Source organism: Mesorhizobium sp. B2-7-2 (assembly GCF_006440775.1).
GTDB lineage: Bacteria > Pseudomonadota > Alphaproteobacteria > Rhizobiales > Rhizobiaceae > Mesorhizobium.
In genome coordinates this window covers 38,237-61,392 of the sequence record NZ_VFTZ01000008.1, presented here as the reverse complement: position 1 = coordinate 61,392, position 23,156 = coordinate 38,237, and the positions used below count along the sequence as shown (strand labels likewise).

The 23,156-nt window shown below is 63.3% G+C and carries 21 protein-coding genes; 8 read left to right on the top strand and 13 right to left on the bottom strand.

The window, feature by feature from the left end; genetic code table 11:
* Window positions 1-7 precede the first annotated feature (7 nt).
* Together FJ425_RS13020 and FJ425_RS13015 are read right to left on the bottom strand one after the other, a co-directional pair.
* Window positions 8-1,657 (bottom strand): ABC transporter substrate-binding protein, encoded by a 1,650-nt coding sequence (locus tag FJ425_RS13020; protein WP_140634093.1) that lies wholly within the window; start codon window positions 1,655-1,657, stop codon window positions 8-10.
* 64 nt (window positions 1,658-1,721) lie between these two features.
* A complete protein-coding gene (locus FJ425_RS13015) occupies window positions 1,722-3,272 on the bottom strand; it encodes a trimethylamine methyltransferase family protein (RefSeq protein ID WP_140634094.1) in 1,551 nt (516 codons plus the stop codon).
* 89 nt (window positions 3,273-3,361) lie between these two features.
* Here FJ425_RS13015 and FJ425_RS13010 point away from each other — a divergent pair, with 89 nt between their 5' ends.
* Entirely contained in the window at window positions 3,362-4,264 is a 903-nt protein-coding gene (locus tag FJ425_RS13010) for a LysR substrate-binding domain-containing protein (RefSeq protein WP_140634096.1), read from the top strand.
* Between the two features lie 86 nt (window positions 4,265-4,350).
* Here the strand turns inward: FJ425_RS13010 and FJ425_RS13005 are convergent, their stop codons facing one another.
* Window positions 4,351-5,739: a DUF262 domain-containing protein gene (locus FJ425_RS13005; protein ID WP_140723935.1), complete on the bottom strand. Its 1,389-nt coding sequence runs from the start codon at window positions 5,737-5,739 to the stop codon at window positions 4,351-4,353.
* A gap of 167 nt (window positions 5,740-5,906) precedes the next feature.
* On the opposite strand from FJ425_RS13005, the gene mutL reads away from it, so the two are divergent.
* Window positions 5,907-7,769, top strand: a complete 1,863-nt coding sequence (gene mutL, locus FJ425_RS13000) for a DNA mismatch repair endonuclease MutL (RefSeq protein WP_140723932.1) — start codon at window positions 5,907-5,909, stop codon at window positions 7,767-7,769.
* A 52-nt stretch (window positions 7,770-7,821) separates the two neighbouring features.
* Here the strand turns inward: mutL and FJ425_RS12995 are convergent, their stop codons facing one another.
* A complete protein-coding gene (locus FJ425_RS12995; RefSeq protein WP_140723929.1) occupies window positions 7,822-8,547 on the bottom strand; it encodes a hypothetical protein in 726 nt (241 codons plus the stop codon).
* Between the two features lie 152 nt (window positions 8,548-8,699).
* Entirely contained in the window at window positions 8,700-9,593 is an 894-nt protein-coding gene (locus tag FJ425_RS12990) for an EamA family transporter (protein WP_140723926.1), read from the bottom strand.
* A 90-nt stretch (window positions 9,594-9,683) separates the two neighbouring features.
* Between FJ425_RS12990 and FJ425_RS12985 the strand changes: the two genes are divergently transcribed.
* Window positions 9,684-10,610: a LysR substrate-binding domain-containing protein gene (locus tag FJ425_RS12985; protein ID WP_140723923.1), complete on the top strand. Its 927-nt coding sequence runs from the start codon at window positions 9,684-9,686 to the stop codon at window positions 10,608-10,610.
* 6 nt (window positions 10,611-10,616) lie between these two features.
* Here FJ425_RS12985 and FJ425_RS12980 read toward each other — a convergent pair whose 3' ends face one another.
* A complete protein-coding gene (locus tag FJ425_RS12980; protein ID WP_140723920.1) occupies window positions 10,617-11,219 on the bottom strand; it encodes a hypothetical protein in 603 nt (200 codons plus the stop codon).
* Window positions 11,220-11,334: 115 nt separating this feature from the next.
* Here FJ425_RS12980 and FJ425_RS12975 point away from each other — a divergent pair, with 115 nt between their 5' ends.
* Both FJ425_RS12975 and FJ425_RS12970 read left to right on the top strand, forming a co-directional pair.
* Window positions 11,335-11,568 (top strand): DUF2093 domain-containing protein, encoded by a 234-nt coding sequence (locus FJ425_RS12975; RefSeq protein WP_040986608.1) that lies wholly within the window; start codon window positions 11,335-11,337, stop codon window positions 11,566-11,568.
* Window positions 11,569-11,674: 106 nt separating this feature from the next.
* A complete protein-coding gene (locus FJ425_RS12970; protein WP_246677927.1) occupies window positions 11,675-12,466 on the top strand; it encodes a glycosyltransferase family 92 protein in 792 nt (263 codons plus the stop codon).
* A gap of 40 nt (window positions 12,467-12,506) precedes the next feature.
* On the opposite strand, the gene lpxK is transcribed toward FJ425_RS12970, so the two are convergent.
* The 6 genes from lpxK to FJ425_RS12940 form a co-directional block, all read right to left on the bottom strand.
* The gene (lpxK, locus tag FJ425_RS12965) at window positions 12,507-13,535 is read right to left on the bottom strand and encodes a tetraacyldisaccharide 4'-kinase (RefSeq protein ID WP_140724247.1); all 1,029 of its coding nucleotides are present in this window, start codon (window positions 13,533-13,535) and stop codon (window positions 12,507-12,509) included.
* A 74-nt stretch (window positions 13,536-13,609) separates the two neighbouring features.
* Entirely contained in the window at window positions 13,610-14,926 is a 1,317-nt protein-coding gene (waaA, locus tag FJ425_RS12960) for a lipid IV(A) 3-deoxy-D-manno-octulosonic acid transferase (protein ID WP_140542732.1), read from the bottom strand.
* Window positions 14,923-15,702, bottom strand: coding sequence for a lysophospholipid acyltransferase family protein (locus tag FJ425_RS12955; RefSeq protein ID WP_140542733.1), 780 nt, complete (start codon window positions 15,700-15,702; stop codon window positions 14,923-14,925). Before FJ425_RS12955 ends, waaA begins: the two co-directional genes overlap by 4 nt.
* Before the next feature lie 5 nt (window positions 15,703-15,707).
* Window positions 15,708-15,953, bottom strand: a complete 246-nt coding sequence (locus FJ425_RS12950; RefSeq protein ID WP_041002569.1) for a DUF4170 domain-containing protein — start codon at window positions 15,951-15,953, stop codon at window positions 15,708-15,710.
* Window positions 15,954-16,028: 75 nt separating this feature from the next.
* A complete protein-coding gene (locus FJ425_RS12945; protein WP_140723915.1) occupies window positions 16,029-16,838 on the bottom strand; it encodes a 3'(2'),5'-bisphosphate nucleotidase CysQ in 810 nt (269 codons plus the stop codon).
* Window positions 16,825-18,168 carry a TldD/PmbA family protein gene (locus FJ425_RS12940; RefSeq protein WP_140696838.1) on the bottom strand — a complete coding sequence of 448 codons (1,344 nt, stop codon included), beginning with the start codon at window positions 18,166-18,168 and terminating at the stop codon, window positions 16,825-16,827. The genes FJ425_RS12945 and FJ425_RS12940 overlap by 14 nt, the downstream gene beginning before the upstream one ends.
* An 80-nt stretch (window positions 18,169-18,248) precedes the next feature.
* Between FJ425_RS12940 and FJ425_RS12935 the strand changes: the two genes are divergently transcribed.
* The gene (locus FJ425_RS12935; RefSeq protein ID WP_140723912.1) at window positions 18,249-20,270 is read left to right on the top strand and encodes a glycosyltransferase; all 2,022 of its coding nucleotides are present in this window, start codon (window positions 18,249-18,251) and stop codon (window positions 20,268-20,270) included.
* The gene (locus tag FJ425_RS12930) at window positions 20,270-21,373 is read left to right on the top strand and encodes a glycosyltransferase (RefSeq protein WP_140723910.1); all 1,104 of its coding nucleotides are present in this window, start codon (window positions 20,270-20,272) and stop codon (window positions 21,371-21,373) included. Before FJ425_RS12935 ends, FJ425_RS12930 begins: the two co-directional genes overlap by 1 nt.
* A 12-nt stretch (window positions 21,374-21,385) precedes the next feature.
* On the opposite strand, the gene epmA is transcribed toward FJ425_RS12930, so the two are convergent.
* Window positions 21,386-22,432: an EF-P lysine aminoacylase EpmA gene (gene epmA / locus FJ425_RS12925; RefSeq protein ID WP_140723907.1), complete on the bottom strand. Its 1,047-nt coding sequence runs from the start codon at window positions 22,430-22,432 to the stop codon at window positions 21,386-21,388.
* Between the two features lie 129 nt (window positions 22,433-22,561).
* Here epmA and efp point away from each other — a divergent pair, with 129 nt between their 5' ends.
* Window positions 22,562-23,131 (top strand): elongation factor P, encoded by a 570-nt coding sequence (gene efp, locus FJ425_RS12920; RefSeq protein ID WP_140542739.1) that lies wholly within the window; start codon window positions 22,562-22,564, stop codon window positions 23,129-23,131.
* Window positions 23,132-23,156 lie beyond the last annotated feature (25 nt).

The window sequence follows — 23,156 nt, the reverse complement described above, 5'->3', positions numbered from 1 at the left end:
GGCGCGCTCAGGCATCCAGCCAGACGTTCTGGAAGTCCATTTCGTAGGTCTGGTGCATCGAATAGTTCTTCACCTTCTTGTTCATGTGGCAGTAGAGCTTCTGCCAGAAAGGCTGGATGATGACGCCGGAATCCTGCAGGATCTGCTCGACATCCTTCATCACCTCCTTGCGCTTGGCGACGTCGATCTGCGACAGCGCCTCCTTGAGCTTGGCGTCGAACTCGGGGTTGGAATAGGCCGTCTCGTTCCAGGCCTCGCCGGTGCGGTAGCCGAGCGCCAGCACCTGCACGCCGAGCGGGCGCATGTACCAGATGGTCATCGAATAGGGATATTTCGTCCAGTCGTTCCAGAAGGTCGAGCCGGGCAGCACCGTGCGCTTCACCTTGATGCCGGCGTCGCGCAGCTGGCCGGCAATCGCATCGCCGGTGTTCTTCTGCCATTCGTCCTCGACCGTGATCAGCTCATGCTCGAAATCGGCCTGGCCAGCGTCGGCCATCAGCTTCTTGGCGCCGGCGGCGTCGCGCTCCTTCTTGGGCAGCGGGTAGTATTCGGGATGGATCGGGGCGACATGATGGTTCTCACCGACCGTGCCGCGGCCATTGTAGCCGAGCTGCATCACCTGGTTGTTGTCGACCGCCATCTGCAGCGCGTTGCGCACCCGCTTGTCGTCATAGGGCTTGTGCGTGATGTTGGTGCGGGCGACCAGCGTGGTCGCCGTCGCGACCTCCGACTTCACCAGGTCCATCTTGTCGAGCGGGTCGATGAAATCGGCCGGCGTTTCGAAGTCGAGGTCGATCTCGCCGGAATCGAAGGCGTTGAGCGTGGCGTTGAAGTCGGTGCCGTAGTCGATGAATTCCACCCCGTCGAGCGGCGCTTCGCCGCCCCACCACTTGCCGTTCTCGCGGCGCTTGACCACCGCCTTCTGACCAACCGAATAGGACACCAGCTCGAAAGCTCCGGTGCCGATCGGCTTCTTGATCGGATCGGCGCCGTCCTTGTCGAAGTCGCGGTGCACGACCAAGGCGGGATAGTCGGTGAGGCCGGGAATGATCGCGATGTCGGCTTCGTTGAGCTTCAGCTTGACCGTATGGTCATCGACCTTGGTGATCGCGCCGTCCTTGGCCTTGCCGGTCTTGGCATCGATCAGCGCGCCGACACGAGCCGCCATGGAATTGCCGGACGCCCCCTTCTCGCACCAGCGATTCAGATTGAAAACCACATCATCGGCGTTGAAGGCATCGCCATTGTTCCAGGTCACGCCCTTGCGCAGATGCAGCGTGTATTCGGTGGCGTCGTCATTGACGTCCCAGCTTTCGAGCAGCACCGGCTCGAAAGTGAACTGGTGCGTGTAGCGCACCAGCGGTTCCAGCCACGTGCGGGTGACGTTTGCCATCTCCGTCCAATCATAGGTGCGCGGATCCTTCTGCGCCTTGACCGACATCGCGACATGCAGCGTACCGCCCTTCTTGGGCTCGTCGGCTAGGGCCTTGGTCGGCGCGGCAAGGCCGAGCATGCCATAGGCGAAAGCCGTCGATGCGCCGAAGGCGCTTGCCAGGGCCAGGAATTCGCGCCGGTCGACGCGGCCCGCCCGCGCCTCCTTCGCCATCGCCTCGATAGCGGCCGGGACCCGGTCGCCATTGCTTCTGAAAAGTGTCATTCTCGTTCTCCCATTGATTTCTTCAGGTCTTCGCCCGGTTGGTTTCAACTGTCGTTGATCTGCATCAACTAACGCTGTCCGGCAGCTTTTCCTCACGCCGCGCGATCAAATCCGCGAGACCCTCGGCGATGCCCTCGTCGAGTTTCGGCTCCTGGTAGTCGGCCAGCATGGCGCGCGCCTTTTCGCGGCCGCGCGTATCGTGGTCCTTGGCGCCTTCGGCGCTCCACTGCTCGAACGAATTGAAGTCCATGATGTTGGGCATGAAGAAGGCGCTCTCGAAATGCTCGAGCGTGTGCTGCGTGCCGAGGAAATGCCCTTGCGGGCCGACCTCGCGGATTGCCGCCATCGCTTCCTTGAAATCGTCGAAGGGAACGCCGCCGGCATATTTATACCAGCCGACGAGCTGCTCGCAGTCGGTGGCGAATTTCGAATAGCCACAGGTGAGGCCCGCCTCCAGCCAACCGGCGGAATGCCAGATGTAATTGGCGCCGGAAAGGATCGCGGCATGCATCAGCATGTTCGCTTCATAGCCGGCCTGGGCGTCGTTGAGCTTGGAGCCGACATGGAAGCCGGAGGTGCGCCACGGCAGCTTGTATTTCCTGGCCAGGGCGCCCATCAGATACATCATCTGCGCCGCTTCCGGCGTGCCGCCCATCGGCGCGCCGGTCTTCATGTCGACTGTGACCATGAACTGGCCGTAGAGCTGCGGCGAGCCGGGCCGGATGAGCTGAGTGAGCGCCACGCCGGCGAGCGCCTCGGCGTTGACCTGCGCCACCGCGCCGACGGCGGAGGCCGAGGTCGAGGCGCCGCACAGCGCGAAAGGCGCCAGGATCAGCGGCTGGTTGTGGCTCGCATAGACCCGCATGGCGTCGATCATGGTGGCGTCCCAGACCAGCGGCGAATTGCAGTTGGTGATCGCCACCAGCACCGGGTTGTCGCGCACGAAGTCCTCGCCGAAGACGATGCCAGCCATCGCCATCGTGTCCTCGGCGCGCTCCTTCGACGTCACGATGCCCATAAACGGCTTGTCGGAATGTTTCAGCGCCGAATGGATGATGTGGAGATGCCGCTTCGGCACCGCGATTTCCATCGGCTCGCAGATGACCGAGCTCGACGAATGCAGCGCCGGCGCCATGTAGGCCATCTTGTGGAAATTGTTGAGGTCGGCGAGCGTGCCGTAGCGGCGCTTGTTGTCGACGTCGCGGATATAGGGAGCGCCATACATCGGCACGAAGATCGAGTTCTTGCCGCCGACGCGCACGGTGCGCTCCGGATTGCGCGCGTTGAGCGTGAACTCAGGCGGAACTTTCGAGACGAGTTCCATCAAGAGCGCGCGGTCGATGCGGACGCGCGTTTGCCTGACATCGGCGCCGGCCGCTTTCCAGAGCTCTATCGCCCCGTCGTCGCGGAATTCGCAGCCCACCTCCTCGAGGATCTTGAGCGATTCCTCGTGGATCAGCTCCACCGCCTCGTCGGGCACGATCTCATAGACGGGGATCTTGCGCACAAGGGTCGGGAAGGACGCGATCGGCGCGCTTCTCAGCGCCTTGCGGCCAAGACGGCCACCGCCGCGGCGGTGGGTCTGTTCGGTCAATTCAACGGCCGGTGCGTTCATGGAGGCTCCTTCTTCCCGCCACTCACGTTAGCGAGGCAAAATATGGCTGTGACGCTGGAAAATCCTGATCTTCTGTATAAGTTCACCTTATGCGAAGCCTGCGCCACCTCCTGCCCTCGGCCGGCAGCCTCATCGTCTTCGAAGCCGCCGGGCGGCTGTCGAGCTTCACCGCCGCTGGGCGCGAGCTCGGCATGACGCAGGCCGCCGTTTCCTATGCCGTGCGCGGGCTGGAGGAGCAGCTCGGCGCCAAGCTCTTCCAGCGGCGCCACCGCCAGGTGCTTCTGACGGAAGCCGGCGAGCGCTTCCATGCCGACGTCTCGCTCGGCCTGTCGCATATCCGCAAGTCGGCGGAGGATCTGCGCCTGCAGGCGACCGGCGGGCACGTGACGTTAGCCGCCTCGACGGCTTTCGGCTCGTTCTGGATGATGCCGCGCCTGCAGCAGTTCCGCGACGAACTGCCGGGTATCGACCTGCGTATCCAGACCGCCGACCGCGACCTCGATATCATCGCCGAGGGGATTCCGCTCGGCGTGCGCGGCGGCGTCCCGCGCGACTGGCCGGACTATCACTCGCTGTCGCTCTCCGACGAAGAGATCTTCCCGGTCGCCGGCCCGAGCTATCTCGCCAAATTCGGCAAGCCGAAGACGGTCGAGGAATTGGCAACGCACCGGCTGATCCATCTCGAGGAACCCTATCGCGAGGCGCCGAATTGGGACGAATGGTTCGCCTCGGCCGGAACCAGCCTGCGCAACGCCGAACGCGGCCTGCGCATCAACGATTATGCGTTGGTGATCCAAGCGGTGATGGAGGGACAAGGCATCTCGCTCGGGTGGCGGCATCTGGTTGAGCGGCTGGTGGCATCAGGGCTGCTGGTGCCGGTGACCGATCATGTCATGCGGACCGGCATCGGCTTCCACGTCATCTGGCCGAAGAACCGCGACCTCAGCGAGAATGCGCGCAGGGTCAGGGACTGGCTGGTGGCGCAGGCGTGAGGCAAGATCGCAGCGACCCCGCACTTTGTTCAAATCAAAAAGGAACCGCCCCACCCTGTGACCGAACCACTATCCGGGCGCTCCCTCTACAACTGTATCCCCGGATCTGCAGCCTTTTGCTTTGCGAATTTCTCTGCGAATGCCGCAGTCTGGCCGGCTCCCTTGGGATGACAAGCTACATGTACTAAAGCGCCGTTTTCGAGAGTTGTAGGTCCTCCAGCCGAGTGCTCATGGACGTGATGCACTTCAGAATCGCTCCAATCCACCGAACCATCGCAAACTGCACAGCGCTTTCCTTGTGCATAAAAAAGGATTGTACGCTCCACCTCTCCAAAAAGTCGCGTTGGATCTTTGGGTATGAGCGGCTGAAGGTATTGGAACATCTTTTCTACATAAAATCGGTGTCGTCGGGAAATGTGTTCTCCGCGATCGGAACTCACACGAGTCCACTGTCCGTACTGTGTCCAGAACTCATCAGCAATCCCTGCGTCATTGGCAGCTTTGCCTTTTGCCAAACCTTCCAGGAACTTATCGAGCGCGTTGGGAAAACGGTCTTCCCAATTTGGAGGGTAGTCATCAATCAACGCATCAACGAGCAGGACCGCGTGAATGGCATCGTGACCACGTAGCTTTGGATGCTTCCCAGGAACCAGCATTCTTTCCAAACGTGTCAGAATGCCATGAAGACGTTGAGCGTTTGGCGAAGCGTTGTCGAAATCAAGATGATCATAGTAAAAAGCGTTCGTTGCTTCGGCGTTTATATCGCAAAAGGTGTCGGCACCGTTTTCTCGCCTTGTTAGAAAAAGCATCGTCAATTGCGCGGCTAACTGGCGGGTTTTTCCGCGGTCAGATATCGGCTTCATCCCAAGAACGTTTGTAAAAAACGGATGACCTGGGTATCGAGGGAGTTCCGGCTTGCCACCAAGCTTTAGGACAAATTCCGTAAAATTCCCAGGCCACGCATCACGCGTTTCCTGATGATTCAACGGCAATCCACTCTGAAGTCGTACGAACAAATCCCGCACTTCATTATGTTGGTTAGTCTCGATCATTGCGACCGGGATTTCGGTTTTGAGAAACAGCTGCTTTAGGTCATTTGAAAGTCCATCGAATGTCAGCCCACCCCAAGGACATGGCTGCGTTTTAACGAAGGCAGGAAAACGGGCCACATGCTCGTCACTTACAGGATGAAAAAGAGAAAACGCACCCTCAAAGAACTCGTAGATCGCGTTGATTCTCTGCTGGCCATCAATGATCTCGAAATCATCGCGAGCGTAGTTTCCGACACCTTTCTTAATGTGGTGTAGATAAATCACCGGCAACGGATATCCTCGCATTATCGAATCGATCAATTTCTTCTGATGGATTCGATTCCAAACCGCACCTCGTTGATATTCAGGATTTGCAGCAAGCATGCTGTTTTTACGAAGAGCGATTAACTCTTCAATGGTGTGTTTTACCTGTGTCGCTTGCATTCTCACCCCCTTTTAACATGTCCCACAGCGTAATATCTCGATAGTGAACTCCTTGGCAATTGCGATAGCTAACTCTGCGAGCTAGCACGCGCGCTGTCTGTGTCTTTTGGGCGGCTTCTGCGCTAGATCGCTGTTCGAGCTTCTACGAATCCGCCTATAATCGCCTGATGCCCATCCGCCAGCTTTCCGAAACGATGATCAACCAGATCGCCGCCGGCGAGGTCATCGAGCGTCCGGCGAGCGTGGTGAAGGAACTGGTCGAGAATGCGCTTGATGCCGGCGCATCGCGCGTGGAGATCGTCACCGCCGGCGGCGGACTGAACCTGATCCGCGTCACCGATGACGGCTCGGGCATTCCCGAACAGGAACTCGCTCTGGCGATAGCGCGCCACTGCACCTCAAAGCTTTCCGACAGCATCCACGACATCCGCTCGCTCGGCTTCCGCGGCGAGGCGCTGCCTTCGATCGGCTCGGTGGCGCGGCTGTCGATCCGCTCGCGCACGGCTGGCGGCGACAGCGCGGCCGAGATCGGCATCGACGGCGGGCGCGTCTCGGCGGTGAAGCCGGCGGCGGCGAACCGCGGCACCACGGTCGAGGTGCGCGACCTTTTCTTCGCCACCCCGGCCAGGCTGAAATTCATGAAGGGCGAGCGCGCCGAAAGTTCGGCCACCAGCGACGTGGTGAAGCGCATCGCCATCGCCTTTCCCGCTGTCCGCTTCACGCTGGCCGGCGCCGACCGCTCGACGCTGGAACTGCCGGCAACCAGCGACACGCCGGAGGGCCGGCTTGCCCGCGTCGCGCAGGTGATGGGCAAGGATTTCCCGGACAATGCCATTGCCATCGATGCCGCGCGGGAGGGAGTTCACCTTGCCGGCCACGTCTCGATCCCGTCCTACACGCGTGCCAATGCGCTGCAGCAATATGCCTATGTCAATGGACGGCCGGTGCGCGACAAACTGATCGCCGGCGCGATCCGCGGCGCCTTCGCTGACGTCTTGCCGCGAGACCGGCATGCGGTGACGGTGCTCTTCCTGTCGCTCGATCCCTCGACGGTCGACGTCAACGTCCATCCGGCCAAGGCCGATGTGCGTTTCCGGGATCCCGGCCTGGTGCGCGGGCTGATCGTCGGCGCCATCCGCGAGGCGCTGGCCGGCGCCGGCATCCGCGCGGCGACGACGGGCGCTGCCGGCATGATGGCGGCGTTCCGGCCGGGTGCGGCGCCCCACTCGCATCCCGGCCCGGCCAACGGCCATCGCAGCTACGAGGCCGCTTATCGCGCTTCCGGAGGCTTCGACCCGTTGCGCTCGGCGCAGCGGCCGCTCGACATGGACGAGGCACGGACGCCACGAAACGGCTTCGCCGAGAACGAGCAGGCGGCCTTCGACACCGGGCCGCTCGCCAGCGCCGATGTCCGCGCCGGCATGGCCGAGCCGACTGAGGCGCTGCTCGGCATGGTGCTGGGCGCGGCGCGCGCGCAGGTGCATGAGAACTATATCGTCGCCCAGACGCGGGATTCGCTTGTCATCGTCGACCAGCATGCCGCGCATGAGCGGCTGGTCTACGAGGCGCTGAAGAATGCGCTGCATTCGCGCGCCGTGCCGTCGCAGATGCTGCTCTTGCCCGAGATCGTCGACCTGCCGGAAGAGGATGCCGAGCGACTGGCGATGCATTCCGAGACGCTCGCCAAATTCGGCCTGGGCCTCGAGCGCTTCGGTCCCGGTGCGGTGGCGGTGCGCGAGACGCCCTCGATGCTGGGCGAAACCAATGTGCAGCAGCTGGTGCGCGACCTCGCCGACGAGATCGCCGACAACGACACGGTCGAGACGCTGAAGGATCGGCTGGACCGAATAGCCGCCACCATGGCCTGCCATGGTTCGGTGCGTTCAGGGCGCCTGCTCAAGGCCGAGGAGATGAACGCGCTGCTGCGCCAGATGGAGGCGACGCCCGGCTCCGGCACCTGCAATCACGGCCGCCCGACCTATATCGAGCTCAAGCTCGCCGATATCGAGCGGCTGTTCGGGCGGCGGTGAGCGTGCGCCTGGCTCGTTGCGCAACAGCAGTGTTGGCGCCATTCACTGAATATCATTTCTTGAGGTGGTATTTTCTTGTCTTCGGGTTGAGGACATAGTCATTCGCGCCTGCGAATTTGCCGCCTCCAAAATCCACCGAAATGATGACCTTGCCTCCCTCCACCCATTTTTGCACGTTCATATAAATGGGCGTCGTCGACATACCGGCATTGCAGTCCTCATCGTCGAAGCCGATCTCCTGAACGGCCTTCTTTTTCTTCTTGTTGATCACCTGCATTTTCGTCATGCAGATGCCAGCGTCGGACTTCGTGTAAATCCCCGCAAATCTGTCGCGGGTCGTCTCAGCCCAAAAGGGAATTTCCACGGTCCCGTCGATCTTCAGGTCGCCTGTATCGTCGAGACTCGCGACCTTCCTGAGCGTAACGGGAAATTTGTCCACGCCTTCGCTCCAGCTTCCCGCCGCGCCGCTGTCATTGATCTCGAGAGAGAAAGGGCATCCCGTGGTGCCGACGGGTGTTTTGGACCCCATGACGAGGACGCGTTGAAATTCCCGGTCGTCCGCGATTTCGCACAGCGTAAGCTTTGAGCCTTCCGCCTTGCCGTAGATCGCGATTGGGTTTTGCCTGGAGTCGTAGAAATAGCTTCCCTCGACACTGATGCCGCTGCCGAAGCTGGCATAGCGCTGCAGGGAGACGTGAACCGGGTTCGGTCCGATGGAGCCTTCGTAGTTCTCCACCTGATACCAACCCGCGAACGCTTTTTGGCCTAGCAGCAGCAAGCAGCCAACCGCGGCAATGAACCCTCTTCCCACCCCTATCCCCTCCGTCAAGGCGGGTCAGGATAGCTTGCCTTGCGCCTGCGTCACAGGGGCAGCCGGTAGCCGCATTCAACTTTTCAGTTCGAGTCCGGAAACGGCCGTAAACTTTTGACCTAACGCTTCAAATTGACCACGATCACGCCACCCAGCGCCAGCGCGCCGCCCAGGATGCCGAGCAGCGACGGCACTTCGCCTAGCCAGAAGAAGCCGATCAAGGCGGAGGTCGGCGAGACGAGGTAGAGGAAGTTCGAGGCGCGCGCGGCAGGCAGGCGCGACAGCGCGGTCGCCCAGGCGGCATAGGCGATCAACGAGGGCACGATGCCGAGATAGATGACGGCGCCAAGACCGGCGGTGTCGGCGACCGCTGCCTGCGAAAAAGCCTCGGGCAGGAAGGGTGACAGGCAGAGCGCGCCGAGCACCATGTTGGAAGCGGAAATAGTCAGCGGATGATGGCGAGCAAAGAGCGGCTTTTGCACAATGGTGTTGACGGCGGAGCAGAGCGCGGAGCCCAGCACCAGCAGCGCGCCGGCGTTGAAATGAAGGCCGTGCCCGTCGGCCACCGCGATGATGCCGATGCCGGCGAAGGAAATGACCGTGCCGAGCCACGCCAGACGCGAGAAGCGCTCGCCGAGCAGCGCCATCGCCATGATGGCGGTGAAGATCGGGCTGACATTGATGATGAAGCCGGCCGCGCCCGCCGAGACGGTCAGCTCGCCGAAATTGAGCATGGCCGTGTAGAGCGCGACAAAGATGGCGCCGCCGAAGCCGAAGCGCCACAGCTCGCCCACCCGGGGCAGTGCCGGGCGCTTCACCGCGAGGAAGATGGCGGCCGGAACCGCCGCGATGGCAAAGCGCAGCGCGCCGAGCTCCAGCGGCTGGAAGGCGGCAAGGCCGGCGCGGATCGCCGGGAAAGCGGAGGCCCAGCCGATAACCGTCAGCGTCACCGCGATCGCTGCGGCGGTGTCCATGCGCTGTGTCTCATTCAACGTGCCGGTGTAAGCGCTCATTGCCGTAGCCTCGTCCTTCTGCGTCATGGATGCAGAAAACGCTATTGCCGGCCGATTGACAAACGACCAATTCGAGGGTCAGCTGTGACCATGGATCACAGCTCTGACCAGATACTGCCGCTTGAAACCCTGCGTGCCTTCGATGCGGCGGCGCGCATGGGTAGTTTTTCCGCGGCGGCTGAAAAACTCAACCTCACCCATGGCGCGGTAAGCCGCCAGATCGCCAAGCTGGAGGACTGGCTTGGCTTGAAAGTGTTCGAGCGCAACGCGCGTGGCGTGACGCTGACGATCGAGGGCAACCGGCTGCATTTGAGGACCGCCGAGGCCTTCGCGCTGATCTCGTTCAACTCCGACCGCTGGGTCGAGCCGCGCGGCACCGCCGTGGTGCGGCTGGCCTCGATCCCGTCGGTGAGCGGGCTATGGCTAATGCCGCGCATGGCCGCGCTGGAGAACCATCCGACCAAGCTGCGCATCGTGCTCGACGTCGACAACCGCCAGGCCGATCTTGCCGACGAAGGCATCGACCTTTCGGTGCGCTGCGGGCGCGGCCGCATTCCGGGCCGCGTCTCGGTACAGCTGTTCGAGGAGCATATTTTCCCGATCGCCTCGCCGGAGCTGGCGAAGGAGATCGGACAAGGCGATCCTGCCCGGCTGCTGAAATTCCCGCTGATCAACGATTCCGACGCGTCCGCCTGGCGCGCCTGGCTCGCGGCGCAGGACATGGACTATCGCCCGCGTCCGCAGGACCGGCGTTTCGAGGACTATAATCTGGTGCTCGATGCGGCCGCGCATGGGTTGGGCATCGCGCTGGCGCGGCCGCCGCTGACGGCAGACCAGCTCCAATCCGGCCGCATCGTTGCCGTCGACGAGCGCTCTGCGCTCAATCCGGTGTCTTATTGGATGGACCGCCCGGTCGGCCGGCCGCGCGCGGCGGCGGCGGACCTTGCCAGGCGCATTGCCGAACAGGCTGGGCTTGCTCCGGAAAAGCTCGAGGCTTTCCTTCAGGACGGCGTCTGAGCGGGCTTATCGAAGCAACAGAACCATGATGGTGGCGGTCACGGCCGAGACGATTGCCGTGACGACCGAAATTGTCCAGAGCGATACCGCAACAGAATCGGATCGCGGCGCGTGACCAGCCGGACGAACCGCGGCGCCGCGAGGCTGCGGTGCATTGGCATTGGCCGCGACCAGCATCGTGGCGGAAGCGACGGTCGGCGAAAATGTGGACAATGGCGGAGTGACCGCGGGGCTCGGCGTGGTGTCGATGACCGCTGCCGGTGGCGGGGCGAAGCCGCGCGGTGCCTGATCTGTATCCGTCGCCGCCCTGCCTGTCGAAGGTCTTGCCGGCGCATCGCCTGAGGCGGCATCGGGCTCCATGACGGCCCGGTAAGCGTCCTCGACCTCGGAGGACGACAGGCGTGGCGATGCCTGGGCGGCAGGGCGCGGCAGCGCGCTTGGCAGCGACTGGGCCGCGATTTGCGCCGCCTGCACCATTGATGGCACCGGCGGCTGGACCAGCGTCTTGATCAAAGCCGCCGTCGCCGGATTGGCCTTCGGCGATGGCACCGCCTGCGGGGTGAGCGCCTCATTGATCAGCGTGTTCAAGCGGGTCGGAGTGATGTCCATGCCGGGGCTCCGGGAACCATTTGTCGCTGCAGCCATACCGGATGAGCATTGCGTCAAGCTTGACGTTGCTTACGATTTATGGCGATTGAAACCCGATGAACTGCAGCGTCCTTTCATGATGAACCGTTTCGAAGGCCCGGGCGGCAGGGAAGCCCGGATCCGTTATCTCGACGGCGACTTCCAAGTCACCAGTCCGGGCTCTTTCGTGCGCTGTGCAGTGACGGGCGAGAACATTCCGCTCGACGAGCTCAAATATTGGAGCGTCGCCCGGCAGGAGCCCTATGTGAACGCTGCGGTGTCGCTTGCCCGCGAGATCGAGATGCACCCGGAATTGCGCAAGCGGGGATAACCCTTGCGAGCCCATGGCGCCTTGGCAGCCAAGCTCGACCGCTCAGGGTACTACATTGAAAAACTTCAGGAAATCTCTCAAGACACTTCTTCGCATGCCGCTTGTCATGCGTGCGAGACGGCGCGATCGGGCGGTGTCGAGGGCGCCCCGATTCAAGCTGACGGCCTGCGCCATCTTCCGCGAGGAAGCGCCGTTCCTGGCCGAATGGATCAGGTTCCATCAGAATGTGGGATTCGAGCATTTCTATCTCTACAACAACTTCTCGACCGACGACTTCAAAGCCGTATTGAACCCGTTCATCCAGGAGGGCCTGGTTACGCTGGTCGACTGGCCGCGGCCGGTGGGGCAGTTGTCGGCTTATGGGGACTGTATCCGCAGGCGCTGGCGCGAAGCGTTGTGGATCGGATTCTTCGACATCGATGAGTTTCTTTTCGCGCCCGACGGATGTGACGTAGCCTCGGTTCTGAAGGATTATCGCGACCTGCCAGGCGTTTGCGTCTGGCAAGCTTTCTATGGCTCCTCCGGCCAGGTCGATCGACCGGAACGGCCGGTGGTCGAGGCCTATACGATGCGAGCCGGGCCGGACATCACGACGGTCAAGACAATCCTCAACCCGCGCATGGTCTACAGGGTGGGTGTCCATCAGTCGAAATTCCTGTCCGGTGAGGGGATGGACACCCGTCGACGGACCATCGTGCCCGGCATGCCTCCCCAGTTCGATATCCTGAGGATCAATCACTATTGGTCGCGATCGCTTTCCGACCTCGACCAGAAAATCCGGCGCGGCGACGCCTCGACTTCCGCGCTGCGCGACAGGGATTGGCATTTCGACTTCGAAAGCAAGCTCAATGTCGAGCGCGACGAGGCGATCCTGCAGGCGATGCGGCGCGCAGGATAGCCGTAGCCACTTGTTCGCCTCCCCTCATCAAGCTCGAAGCTCAGCCCCGCATCTTGCGCTGCCGCCAGGCGTCGAGCGTCTCGTCGATGATGCGTTCGGGCACATGACCGAGCTCGAAGACGGCCTCGATATCGAGCACGTCCAACTGGGCGAGGAAACCGGCAGGCGTCTCGCCGTGGCGCAGCCGTGCTGCGTCCTTTGCCGTGGTGACAAGCCGCAGCCCCTCTTGCCGGGCAAGCGTCAGGAGATCGGCAAGCTCATCCTGGGCGTAGAAATGATGGTCCGGAAAGGCGCGCGACAGCGCGACTTCGCCGCCCGCGCCACGCACCGTGTCGAAGAATTTCTCCGGATGGCCGATGCCGGCGAAGGCAAGGAAGCGGCCACCTGCGAAGCGCGACGGGTCGGCCGGCTCGACATGCGCCAGGAAGATCGGCCGGCCGGCGCGCGCCGCCTGGCGCACGACGCCGTCGGCGGCGGCCCCCTCGCCCATCTTCAGCAAGCCGCTGGTGAAGACCAGCTGGTCGACGACCTTGGCGCGGAGCGGCCCGCCCGGGATGACGCGGCCGTTGCCGATGCCGAAGCGGGCGTCGACCACGACCAGCGCATAGTCGATATGGATGCGCGCCGACTGGAACCCATCATCCATGATCAGGAAATCGCAGCCATGTCCTTCGATGAGCAGCTTCGCGCCGGCGGCGCGGTTCGCCGTCACCGCGACGGGCGCATGTTCGGCCAGGAGCAGCGGCTCGTCACCGACATGCTTGGCGGCGTCGTGATGCGCATCGACGACATGCGGCTCGGCGAACGAGCCGCCATGGCCGCGCGACAGGAAGCCTGGCGTGAGCTGCATTCGTCTGGCCTGCCTGGCCAAAGCGATGGCGACCGGTGTCTTGCCGCTGCCGCCGACGGTAAGGTTGCCGACGCACAGGACCGGCGCTGCGACCTTCTCGCGCGGCGCGTGGCGCATGCGGCGGCCGGCGACCAGTCCATAGATCGCCGATGCGGGCGACAGCGCAAGCACGCGCCAGTCCGGCTTTTCCCACCAGAAGGGTGGCGCTTCGCTGGTCATCGCGCCTGCCCCATGCGTCTCGGCTTCGCGCATCGACTTTTCCAAAAATCGGATCCGATTTCTGGGGTCATGATCTAGCGCCCGTTTGCGCCTTTCAGGCGCGCCTTGACGACCAGAGGCTGGATATAGGGCTCGAGCGATTTCAGCGTGCGGGCAAGCGCACCGCGCATTTCGTCGACTGTGGCGGCACCCGCCGCCATCATCTCGTGGCGCGCCGCTTCGTTGGTCAAAAGGAAATTGACGGCGCCGGCCAGCATGTCGCGGTCGCGCACCAGCTTGGCGCCGCCACTGTCGAGCAGGCGCTGATAGGCCTCGCGGAAATTCTGCACGTTACGGCCGGCCAGCACTGCGGTTTCGAGCATCGCCGGCTCGAGCGGGTTCTGGCCGCCCTGCGAAGTCAGCGAGCGGCCGACAAAAGCGATCTCGGTCAGCCTCAGATAAAGGCCCATTTCGCCGATCGTATCGCCGAGCAGGATGTCGGTATCGTGGGAGATGCGGTCACCCTTGCTGCGCCTTGCCACGGACAGGCCCATGCCGGAAATCTGCGCGGCCAGCGCATCGGCGCGATCGGGGTGACGCGGCACGATGATGGTCAAGAGCCCGTGATGACGCTTGTACAGGCTGGCATGGACCTCGGCGGCCACGACCTCCTCGCCGTCATGGGTCGAGATCGCAGCCCAGGTCGGGCGCTCGCCGATCTGGCGCTGCAGGGTGGCCAAAGCCCGCTCGTCGACCGGCGGCGGGTTGGTGTCGACCTTGAGGTTGCCGGAAACGGTGACCGGCCGGGCGCCCAGCGCGCGGAACCGCTCGCCGTCGACATCCGACTGGGCAATGACGTGGGCAAGATTCTCGAACAGCGCCTCGGCAACGCCGGCGCGCTTCTTCCAGGACATGAAGGAGCGGTCCGACAGCCGGCCGTTGACCAGAACCTGCGGCACGTTGCGGGCGCCAAGTTCCAGGATCGTCATCGGCCAGATTTCCGATTCGGCGATGATCGCCAGTTCCGGCCGCCAGTGATCAAGAAAACGGCTTACCGCGGGCTTGAGATCGAGCGGCACATATTGGTGGATGATGCGGCTGCCGAGGCGCTCTTCGGCGACCTTGGCCGAGGTCACCGTGCCCGTGGTCAAGACGATGTTGACGCCATAGTCGAGGATGCTCTCGACCAGCGGCACCACCGCGATGGTCTCGCCCACGCTTGCGGCATGGATCCAGATCACCGGCCCTTCCGGACGGGGACGGCCGGCGACGCCATAGCGTTCTCGGCGGCGGACACGATCCTCCTTGCCGCGCGAGGCGCGCCAGGCGACATAGGGGCCGATCAGCGGATAGGCGACCGCCCCCGCATAGCGATAGGCAGTCAGGGCCGCACGCGCCCAGCGCTCGCTCATTTGCCGCCGTCCACGAGGCGATAAGCCTCAGCCGTCGCGGCGTTGAGGGAGGCCGTGACCTCCTGGCGCTTGCGCTCCATCTCGGCGTCATCGGCATCGGCGGGCACGAAGACAGGCTGGCCCACGATGACCGCGGAGCGGCCGAACGGCAGGTTGATTGTGGTCTTGTCCCAGCTCTTCTCCAGCACCTTGCGGCGGCTGGTGGCGATGGCCGATGGCAGGATCGGCCGGCCGGAAAGCCTTGCCAGGAGAACGATGCCAAGCCCAGCGTCGCGCGGCGTGCCATTCGGAATGTCGGCGATCATGGCGACGTTCTTGCCGGTGGCGAGCGCCTTCCTCAGCGCGATCAGGGCCTTGGCGCCGCCCTTGTCCAAATGCCTCGAATTGTTGCGGCCGCCGGAGCCGCGCACCGCCTCGATGCCGAATTTCTCGATCATCAGCGCCTGGAGCTCGGCGTCGGCGCTGCGCGAAACCATGGCGACCAGCGGCCGGCCCTCGGGGTAATAGGCAGGGGTCAAAAGATGCTGACCGTGCCAGAGCGCGATGATGCCCGGCTCAAGATGCGCATAAGCCCCGCCGGCTACTCGGGTCGAGCCGTCGACGAGCGGGCTGGTAACCCGAATCAGCCGCAAGAACCAGGCGAACAGGCTGGCGATGAAGTTCTTGACGAAACTCGACTGTGCCAACGGCTCGCGGATGCGCCGCCACAGCGTGCGCGTTCCGCCGCGTCTGCCGGCGCGCGGCCGGGTCGCCCCTTTCACCGCTTCATGCTCCATCGACGTCAACCGCCGACCTTCGATTCTGGATCGAGCAAGCGGTGCAGATGAACAACGAAATAGCGCATATGAGCATTGTCGACACTTGCCTGCGCCTTCGCCTTCCAGGCGGCGTGCGCCGATTGATAGTCGGGATAGATGCCGACAATGTCGAGCGCGTCCAGGTCGCGAAACTCGGTTCCACCCAGCTTTTTCAGCTCGCCACCGAACACCAGGTGCAAAAGCTGCTTCTTTCCGTCTTCCACGGCCATGCCGATCCTTCGCAGATTCATGAGTTTTGTGAAACGTTTAGCCCAAAGCAGCCGATTTTGGAACTGCGGGCCGACTCACCCTTGGTCAATCCCCGCGATCACCCTGGCGAGCACGCCGAGCAGTTCGCCGCTGCCCGCGGCGAGCGCGCCATGGTTGATCACCTCGCCGGCATAGCGCGGCGGCTTGCCGGTGCGGTCGAGCAATGCTCCGCCCGCCTCGGCAAGGATGAGGTCGGCGGCGGCGATGTCCCAGTCATGCGCGCTCGGCTTGACGAAGGTCGCATCGAGCTTTCCGGCGGCGATCATCGCCAGCCTATAGGCAAGCGAAGGGATGTAGGCCGTCCGCCGCAGTCTGTCCTGCCATGCCGGCGGCATCAAGTCGACCAGCGGCTTGGGCCCGCCGATATCGACGCTCTCGCCCAGCGGGCGCACATAGATGCGCTTGTCGTTGAGATAGGCGCCCTCGCCCGGCAGCGCCCAATAGGTCTCGCGTTTGGCCGGGCATTCGAGCACGCCGGCGAACGAGCGCCCGTTCTCGACCACGGCGACGCTGACGCACCAGGAATGCAGGCCGTCGAGAAAGCCGCGCGTGCCGTCGATCGGGTCGACCACGAAGGTGCGGCGGGCCGACAGCCTGGCATGGTCATCGGCGGTCTCCTCCGACAGCCAGCCATAATCCGGACGCAGCCGGAGCAAGGTCTCGCGCAGGTAGGTATCGGCGGCATGATCGGCCTCGCTCACCGGCGAGGTGCCGCCCTTCATCCACACCTGCGGGTTCTTGCCGAAATAGCCCATGGCGATGGCGCCGGCCTCGCGGGCGGCGTCGCGCAGCAAAGCGAGGTCGTCGCGGGCGTCGCTCGAGGTCAATTGGTCAAGCGCCGGCAAGGGTCATCCCTTCGATCAGGAGCGTCGGCGCCGCTGTGCCGAAATTGCGGTCGAGATCGTTCGCCGGAACCATGTTCAGGAACATGGCCTTTAGGTTCGAGGCGATCGTCACCTCGGCGACCGGATAGGCCAATGCGCCGTTCTCGATCCAGTAGCCGGAAGCGCCGCGGCTGTATTCGCCGGTCACCATGTCGACGCCTTGGCCGAACACCTCGGTGACATAGAAGCCGCTCTTCAACGACGCGATCAGATCTTCCGGCGAGCGCTCGCCGGGCTCGATGGCAAGGTTGGTCGAGGACGGCGAAACCGACGAGCCGCTGCGCGAGCCGCGCCCGTTGGTGACAAGGCCGAGCTCGCGCGCGGCCGAGGTGGACAGGAACCAGTGATTCAAGACGCCCTTCTCGACCATCAGCAGCTTCTCGCCCTCGATGCCCTCGCCATCGAAGGGGCGCGAGGCCTGGCCGCGCCGCCGCAAAGGCTCGTCGGTGACGGTGATCGCGGCCGACGCCACCTGCTTGCCCATCATGTCGCGCAGGAAGCTGGTCTTGCGAGCGACCGCGGCGCCGTTGATGGCGCCGGCGAGATGGCCGGCAATGCCGCGCGCGACGCGCGGATCGAACACTACGTCGACCGGGCCGGTCTTCGCCTTGCGGGCGCCGAGGCGACGAACGGTACGTTCGCCCGCCTTGCGACCGATGTCCTGCGGCGTGTCGAGATCGGCGAAATGCTGGCGCGACGAGAATTCGTAGTCGCGTTCCATCGCGGTTCCCTCACCCGCAATGACGCTGGTCGAGCGCGAGAAACGCGAGGCGACATACTGGCCGACAAAGCCATGCGAGGTGGCGAGAACCATGCCGCCCAAGCCGGCGCCGGCGCTGCTGCCGGCGGAATTGGTGACGCCCTTGACGGCCAACGCGGCCGCTTCGGCGGCAAGTGCAGCTTCCTTCAGCTCGTCTGCCGATACCTCTGTCGGGTCAAAGAGGTCGAGATCGCGCAAATTGCGGGCAAGCAGCGCTGGGTCGGCGAGGCCCTGGAACGGGTCTTCGGGCGAAACCCTGGCCATCGCCACGGCACGCTCGGCGAGCGCCTTCGGGTCGGATGCGGCGGTGGCCGAGACGCTCGCCACACGTTGGCCGACGAAGACGCGCAGCGACACGTCCTCGCTCTCCGACGATTCGGTGCCTTCGACCTTGCCCAGCCGAACCGACACGCCGGCCGAACGGCCGCGCACCGCCACCGCGTCGGCCGCATCGGCGCCGGCGCGCCTTGCGGCCTCGACGAGCGCCGCGACGCGATCGGTCAATTTCGCTGCGTCGAGCTTATCGGTCATGCGGTTGTTCCTGTCTGTTCACGCGGTCTGTCAGGTCGGGATCACGCCCGCGCCCATCCATCGATGCTCACGCACCGTCTGTGGATGCTCACGCACCATCTGCTGGATGCTCACGCACCATCTATTGTTCCATTGCCGCTTGTGCAATGGGCTCAGGACAATCAGGATATCGCGGCCAAACCGTCCAAAGCGACCGGAAGGGGTTCCGGTCGCTGGAACAGTGTCACGTTCTGACGAAGTGGGCTTGGCCGCGCGCGCTTCAGCGCCGGGCTAATGGGGGAAGGATGGACTATTTTGTCGACGGAGAGTTTACCCATGACTGGACCTCCCATCACCTGAAGCTTTGGGAGGAGCTTCTCGGCGACAAGGCCGGCACGGCGACGGCTGTACTCGAAATCGGCTCGTTCGAGGGGCGTTCCGCGCTGTTTTTCCTGCAATTCCTGTCAAAATCCCGCATTACCTGCGTCGACAGCTTCCAGGGCAGCGAAGAGCATCTCGAGCCTGGCTCGAAGCATGAATCGGATATGGCCGAGGTCGAACGACGCTTCGACCGCAACCTCAAGCCCTTCGCCGGCCGGGTCGAGAAACGCAAAGGCCATTCGTTAACGATCCTGCCCGGCCTTGCCGGCGAAGGAAGGCTGTATGACGTGGTCTATGTCGACGGCGACCATTGCGCCACGTCCGCCTACAGCGATGCCCGACTGGCCTGGGATCTGCTCGACAATGACGGTGTCATGATCCTGGACGATTACCTGTGGGGGCCGGATCTGCCGATGGCCAGGCGTCCCCAGGCAGGGATCGAAGCCTTCCTGAGCCAAGTCGCCGGGGAATACGAGCTGTTGCACCGGGGCCAGCAGATCGTCATTCGCAAGAGCGAGATCGTCGCGGCCAAGTCATTCACGATCGCCGGCCGCGACATTGACGGGCTCGCCGGCGGCGCGCTGTCGCCGCCGCTGGTCAGCTTCGTCGTCATCAACTGGAATTACGGCGGCTATGTCGGCGCGACGATCGATTCCATACGCCGGCAGGACTACCCGCATTTCGAGTGCATCGTCATCAACAACGGCTCGACCGATGACAGCGCGGAGGTGATTGCCCGGCATGTCGAAGGCGATCCGCGTTTCCGGGTCGAGACGCTGGCGCAGAACCACGGCCAGCTCGGCGCCGCGCTGTGGGCTCTGGAGAAGGTGAACGGCGGATTCGTCACCTTCGTGGACGCGGACGACGTGCTGTTCGACAACTACGCTTCGACGCACATCCAGGTGCATATGGCATTGCAACGAAGCGTCGGCTTCACTTCGGCCAACGTCGCAGAGATGGACTCGACAGGCACAGCCCTGACGGCCTCGTACCAGCAACTCCGGCTGAACAGACCGGGCGCGCAGCGAGGCCTGCGAGGTGAGCGGACCGTGCTGCGGCTGCCGACCGTCTCCCCGTCGCAATACCGGCTCCTCGACATCAGCACGGCGACCATACCGCGTGGACACGTCGGCTGGTTCTGGGCGCCGGGCAGCGCCAACATGTTCCGCACCTCGATCCTGCGTCTGTTGCGGTTGGACGATGGCGGCAACCCTTGGATGACGTCGGCCGACGGCTATTTCAATACGATATGCCATGCGGTTGCCGGCAGCGCGCTGATCGACATGCCCTTGTCCGGCTATCGCCTGCACTCAAGCAATTATTTCGCCACGGGCGAAAGCATGGAGGGCATTCGCACCGGTACCAGAGAATACGCGGCCAAATTGCGGAAATTCACATATGAAAGCGTCAAGTATCTGATCGAAGGAAGCGAAAGGTTCGACTGGCTCTTAGGGGGCGAGTTCTGGCCGGTCGTGGACCGAGTCACGCGAGAAAACCCCGACAGGTTGCGCGATTATTTCAGCGACAAGATCGCGGTCGAGATATTCAAGCGCAACGCGCCGCGATTAAGGTCTGTTTTCGGTGCCAGGAGGTTCGGCAGAGAGGTCCTGGCCCGGTTTTCCGGAGCCCAGGCAAGATCCATCCTCAGAGCCGGTTTCGGAGGCCGAATGCCGATGCGCGTCCTGTCGAAATCGCTGTTCCGCGATGTCCGCATCTCTCTGAGGATCGGGCGGAAGCGATAATGACCGCGCCGAAGATCAGCTTCGTCATCATCAACCACAATTACGGCCAGTATGTCGGCCAGGCGATATCGAGCGTTCTGTCGCAAGACTACGCCGAGTTCGAATGCGTTGTCCTCGACAACGCCTCGACCGATTCAAGTCGGGATGCGATCAGGCAATTCGAAAACGCTGACAACAGGTTGCGCATCGAATATCTGGATAGAAACCTAAATCAAATGGGTGGCTTCCTACATGTCATCGACCGGCTGTCGGGCGAGTTGGTCTGTATCGTCGATGCCGACGATTTCCTTTTTGCGAACTTCGCCGCGTTTCACGTCCAGCTTCACCTCGATTGCGGCGATCGTATCGCGGTGACATCGGGCGGCGTTTGTGAGGTTGATGGAACCGGCGCCATGCTGACGCCAAGCTACGCATTCTTTTTGCATAGCAAGGCCGGCACGGCGATGTGTCCCGGCGACGCCGAGGGTGTGCCGCGTTTGTTAAGCCAGTCTGACCGGGAACTGTTGTGGCGACAATCGACACTCATCGCGCCACACGAATATGGGTGGCATTGGTCGCCAGGTACGGCGAACATGTACAAACTATCGTTCCTGAAACGGGCACGGCCAATATTGAATGTGGTCAACTCAACGTCCACGGACAACTATTTCATGCCGTTCCTGAGCGCGTTGAGCGGCTCGGCTTGCATCGACATACCGCTTTCGGCCTATCGGATACACGGCAGGAATCGCTACAGCGTCATTCCGGCAGGCCCGGGCTTAAGGCCGACCAGCAAACAATCCGCCGCGCGCACCTATGCAGACAGGAAGGCAATGGTCCGGACTCTGGCGTCGCGTGCCCGCGATTTCGTTTCCACGCACGCCGACACGTTCTGGATGATAATGGACGCCGCCCCTGTCCCCGACGGGGTTTCCCGGCATGACTATTTCAACGATCCAGTTATCCAGGACATACTGCGCGAACATTTTGACGAACTCGTCGCTGCGTGCGGCGAAGCACAGACCAGCAAGGAATTGCGTGCGCGCATGGGGCCAAAGGGCTACGACGTGTTCATGACCAGGGTGCGCGATGGAAACGCCGGCGCGAACAGGACAGCGCCATGAAGTGCTTGCAGCTCAGTGGCTGGCCACCGGCGCCCAGATCACCTCGTCGACCCTTGCGGCCCCCGTCGCCAGCATCACCAGCCGATCGAAGCCGAGGGCCGAGCCGCTGGCTTGCGGCATGATGGCCAAAGCGGCGAGGAAATCCTCGTCCAGCGGATAGCGCTCGCCATAGACGCGCTCTTTCTCATCCATCTCGGCGGCGAAGCGGCGGCGCTGCTCGGCTGCATCGGTCAGCTCGCCGAAGGCGTTGGCAAGCTCGACGCCGCAGCAATAGAGCTCGAAGCGCTCGGCAACGCGCGGATCTTCAGCGCTCGGCCGGGCGAGCGCCGCTTCCGAAATCGGATAGCCGTACAAGATGGTGGCCCGCCCCTGCCCCAGCACCGGCTCGATTTTTTCGACCATCACCCGGCTGAACAGGTCGGCCCAGTTGTCGTCGGGAGCAGTGCGCAGGCCGGCGCGGACCAGTGCCTCGTGAAGGGCGTCGCGGTCGGTGCTGCCGTCGGCCGATAGGGTCGCGAGCAGGTCGATGCCGGCATGGCGCAGGAAAGCCTCCGCCACGCTCAATCGCTCCGGCTCGGCAAACGGATCGGCCTCGCGGCCGCGAAAACGGAAACTCTTGGCGCCCGCCTTGTCCGCGGCGAGCGCCAGGAATTCGGCGCAGTCATCCATCAGGCGCTCAACTGTATCGCCGACGCAGTACCATTCGAGCATGGTGAATTCAGGGTGATGCAACGGCCCGCGCTCGCGGTTGCGCCAGACCGGGCCGAGGCTGAAGATGCGTTCCTCGCCGGCGGCGAGCAGCTTCTTGCAGGCAAATTCCGGCGAGGTGTGGAGATAGAGCTGCCGGCGCGATGCGTCGGGCTCGATCGCCTCGGTGGCGAAGGCGGCGAGATGCGCCTCGTTGCCCGGCGAAACCTGCAGGCCCGAGGTCGTCACCTCGACGAAATCGCGCTGAGCGAACCAGCCGCGCAGGGCGGCGGCGATGGCATTGCGCGCCATCAGCCGGGGTCGGCGGTCGGCATGGATATGCGGCGTCCACCAGGGCGAAGCGGCGGTCATGGGCAGGAAAATCGCCCGACAGGCTGGCGGTTCGGCGCAAGATGCGCTAGGGCGCACGCGATGGCCGCCGTCGCCGCTTCGCGGAAATCGACGCTTGCAGGCCGAAAAACTCGAACGGGATCGAATATCGTGGTCAAGGTCATCGCCAGTTCCTTACGCAAAGGCAACGTCGTCGATAAGGACGGCAAGCTTTATGTCATCCTCTTTGCCGAAAACATCCACCCTGGCAAGGGCACGCCGGTGACCCAGCTCGACATGCGCCGCATCGGCGACGGGGTGAAGGTCTCGGAGCGCTACCGTACGACCGAAATGGTCGAGCGCGCCTATGTCGAGGAGCGCGAGCACACCTTCCTCTATTCCGACGGCGAAGGCTTTCACTTCATGAACCCGGAAAGCTACGACCAGGTCGTGGCCTCGGAAGCCGTGGTCGGCGACATGGCGCCCTATCTGCAGGAAGGCATGGCCGTGCAGCTCGCGCAGTTCAACGGCGTGCCGATCTCGCTGGTGCTGCCGCAGCGCGCCACCTTCGAGGTGGTCGACACCGAGCCTGTCACCAAGGGCCAGACGGCGTCTTCGTCCTACAAGCCGGCGATGCTCTCCAACGGCGTGCGCACAGCCGTGCCGCCACATATCTCGGCCGGCACGCGCGTCGTGGTGATGACCGCCGACGGCTCTTACGTCGAACGCGCCAAGGACTGAGGTTTTAGGTCGATTGAAGTGGCTC

Excerpts from the sequence above, each read along its gene's own strand:
- FJ425_RS12980 (WP_140723920.1), bottom strand. The coding sequence starts at position 11,219 with ATGGACATCACTCCGACCCGCTTGAACACGCTGATCAATGAGGCGCTC.
- FJ425_RS12955 (WP_140542733.1), bottom strand. The coding sequence starts at position 15,702 with ATGGAGCATGAAGCGGTGAAAGGGGCGACCCGGCCGCGCGCCGGCAGA.
- FJ425_RS12950 (WP_041002569.1), bottom strand. The coding sequence starts at position 15,953 with ATGGCCGTGGAAGACGGAAAGAAGCAGCTTTTGCACCTGGTGTTCGGT.
- FJ425_RS13010 (WP_140634096.1), top strand. The coding sequence starts at position 3,362 with ATGCGAAGCCTGCGCCACCTCCTGCCCTCGGCCGGCAGCCTCATCGTC.
- FJ425_RS13020 (WP_140634093.1), bottom strand. The coding sequence starts at position 1,657 with ATGACACTTTTCAGAAGCAATGGCGACCGGGTCCCGGCCGCTATCGAG.
- epmA (WP_140723907.1), bottom strand. The coding sequence starts at position 22,432 with ATGACCGCCGCTTCGCCCTGGTGGACGCCGCATATCCATGCCGACCGC.
- FJ425_RS13015 (WP_140634094.1), bottom strand. The coding sequence starts at position 3,272 with ATGAACGCACCGGCCGTTGAATTGACCGAACAGACCCACCGCCGCGGC.
- waaA (WP_140542732.1), bottom strand. The coding sequence starts at position 14,926 with ATGAGCGAGCGCTGGGCGCGTGCGGCCCTGACTGCCTATCGCTATGCG.
- FJ425_RS12985 (WP_140723923.1), top strand. The coding sequence starts at position 9,684 with ATGGATCACAGCTCTGACCAGATACTGCCGCTTGAAACCCTGCGTGCC.
- FJ425_RS12970 (WP_246677927.1), top strand. The coding sequence starts at position 11,675 with ATGCGTGCGAGACGGCGCGATCGGGCGGTGTCGAGGGCGCCCCGATTC.
- FJ425_RS12930 (WP_140723910.1), top strand. The coding sequence starts at position 20,270 with ATGACCGCGCCGAAGATCAGCTTCGTCATCATCAACCACAATTACGGC.
- FJ425_RS12940 (WP_140696838.1), bottom strand. The coding sequence starts at position 18,168 with ATGACCGATAAGCTCGACGCAGCGAAATTGACCGATCGCGTCGCGGCG.
- FJ425_RS13005 (WP_140723935.1), bottom strand. The coding sequence starts at position 5,739 with ATGCAAGCGACACAGGTAAAACACACCATTGAAGAGTTAATCGCTCTT.
- FJ425_RS12990 (WP_140723926.1), bottom strand. The coding sequence starts at position 9,593 with ATGAGCGCTTACACCGGCACGTTGAATGAGACACAGCGCATGGACACC.
- lpxK (WP_140724247.1), bottom strand. The coding sequence starts at position 13,535 with ATGACCAGCGAAGCGCCACCCTTCTGGTGGGAAAAGCCGGACTGGCGC.
- mutL (WP_140723932.1), top strand. The coding sequence starts at position 5,907 with ATGCCCATCCGCCAGCTTTCCGAAACGATGATCAACCAGATCGCCGCC.
- FJ425_RS12975 (WP_040986608.1), top strand. The coding sequence starts at position 11,335 with ATGATGAACCGTTTCGAAGGCCCGGGCGGCAGGGAAGCCCGGATCCGT.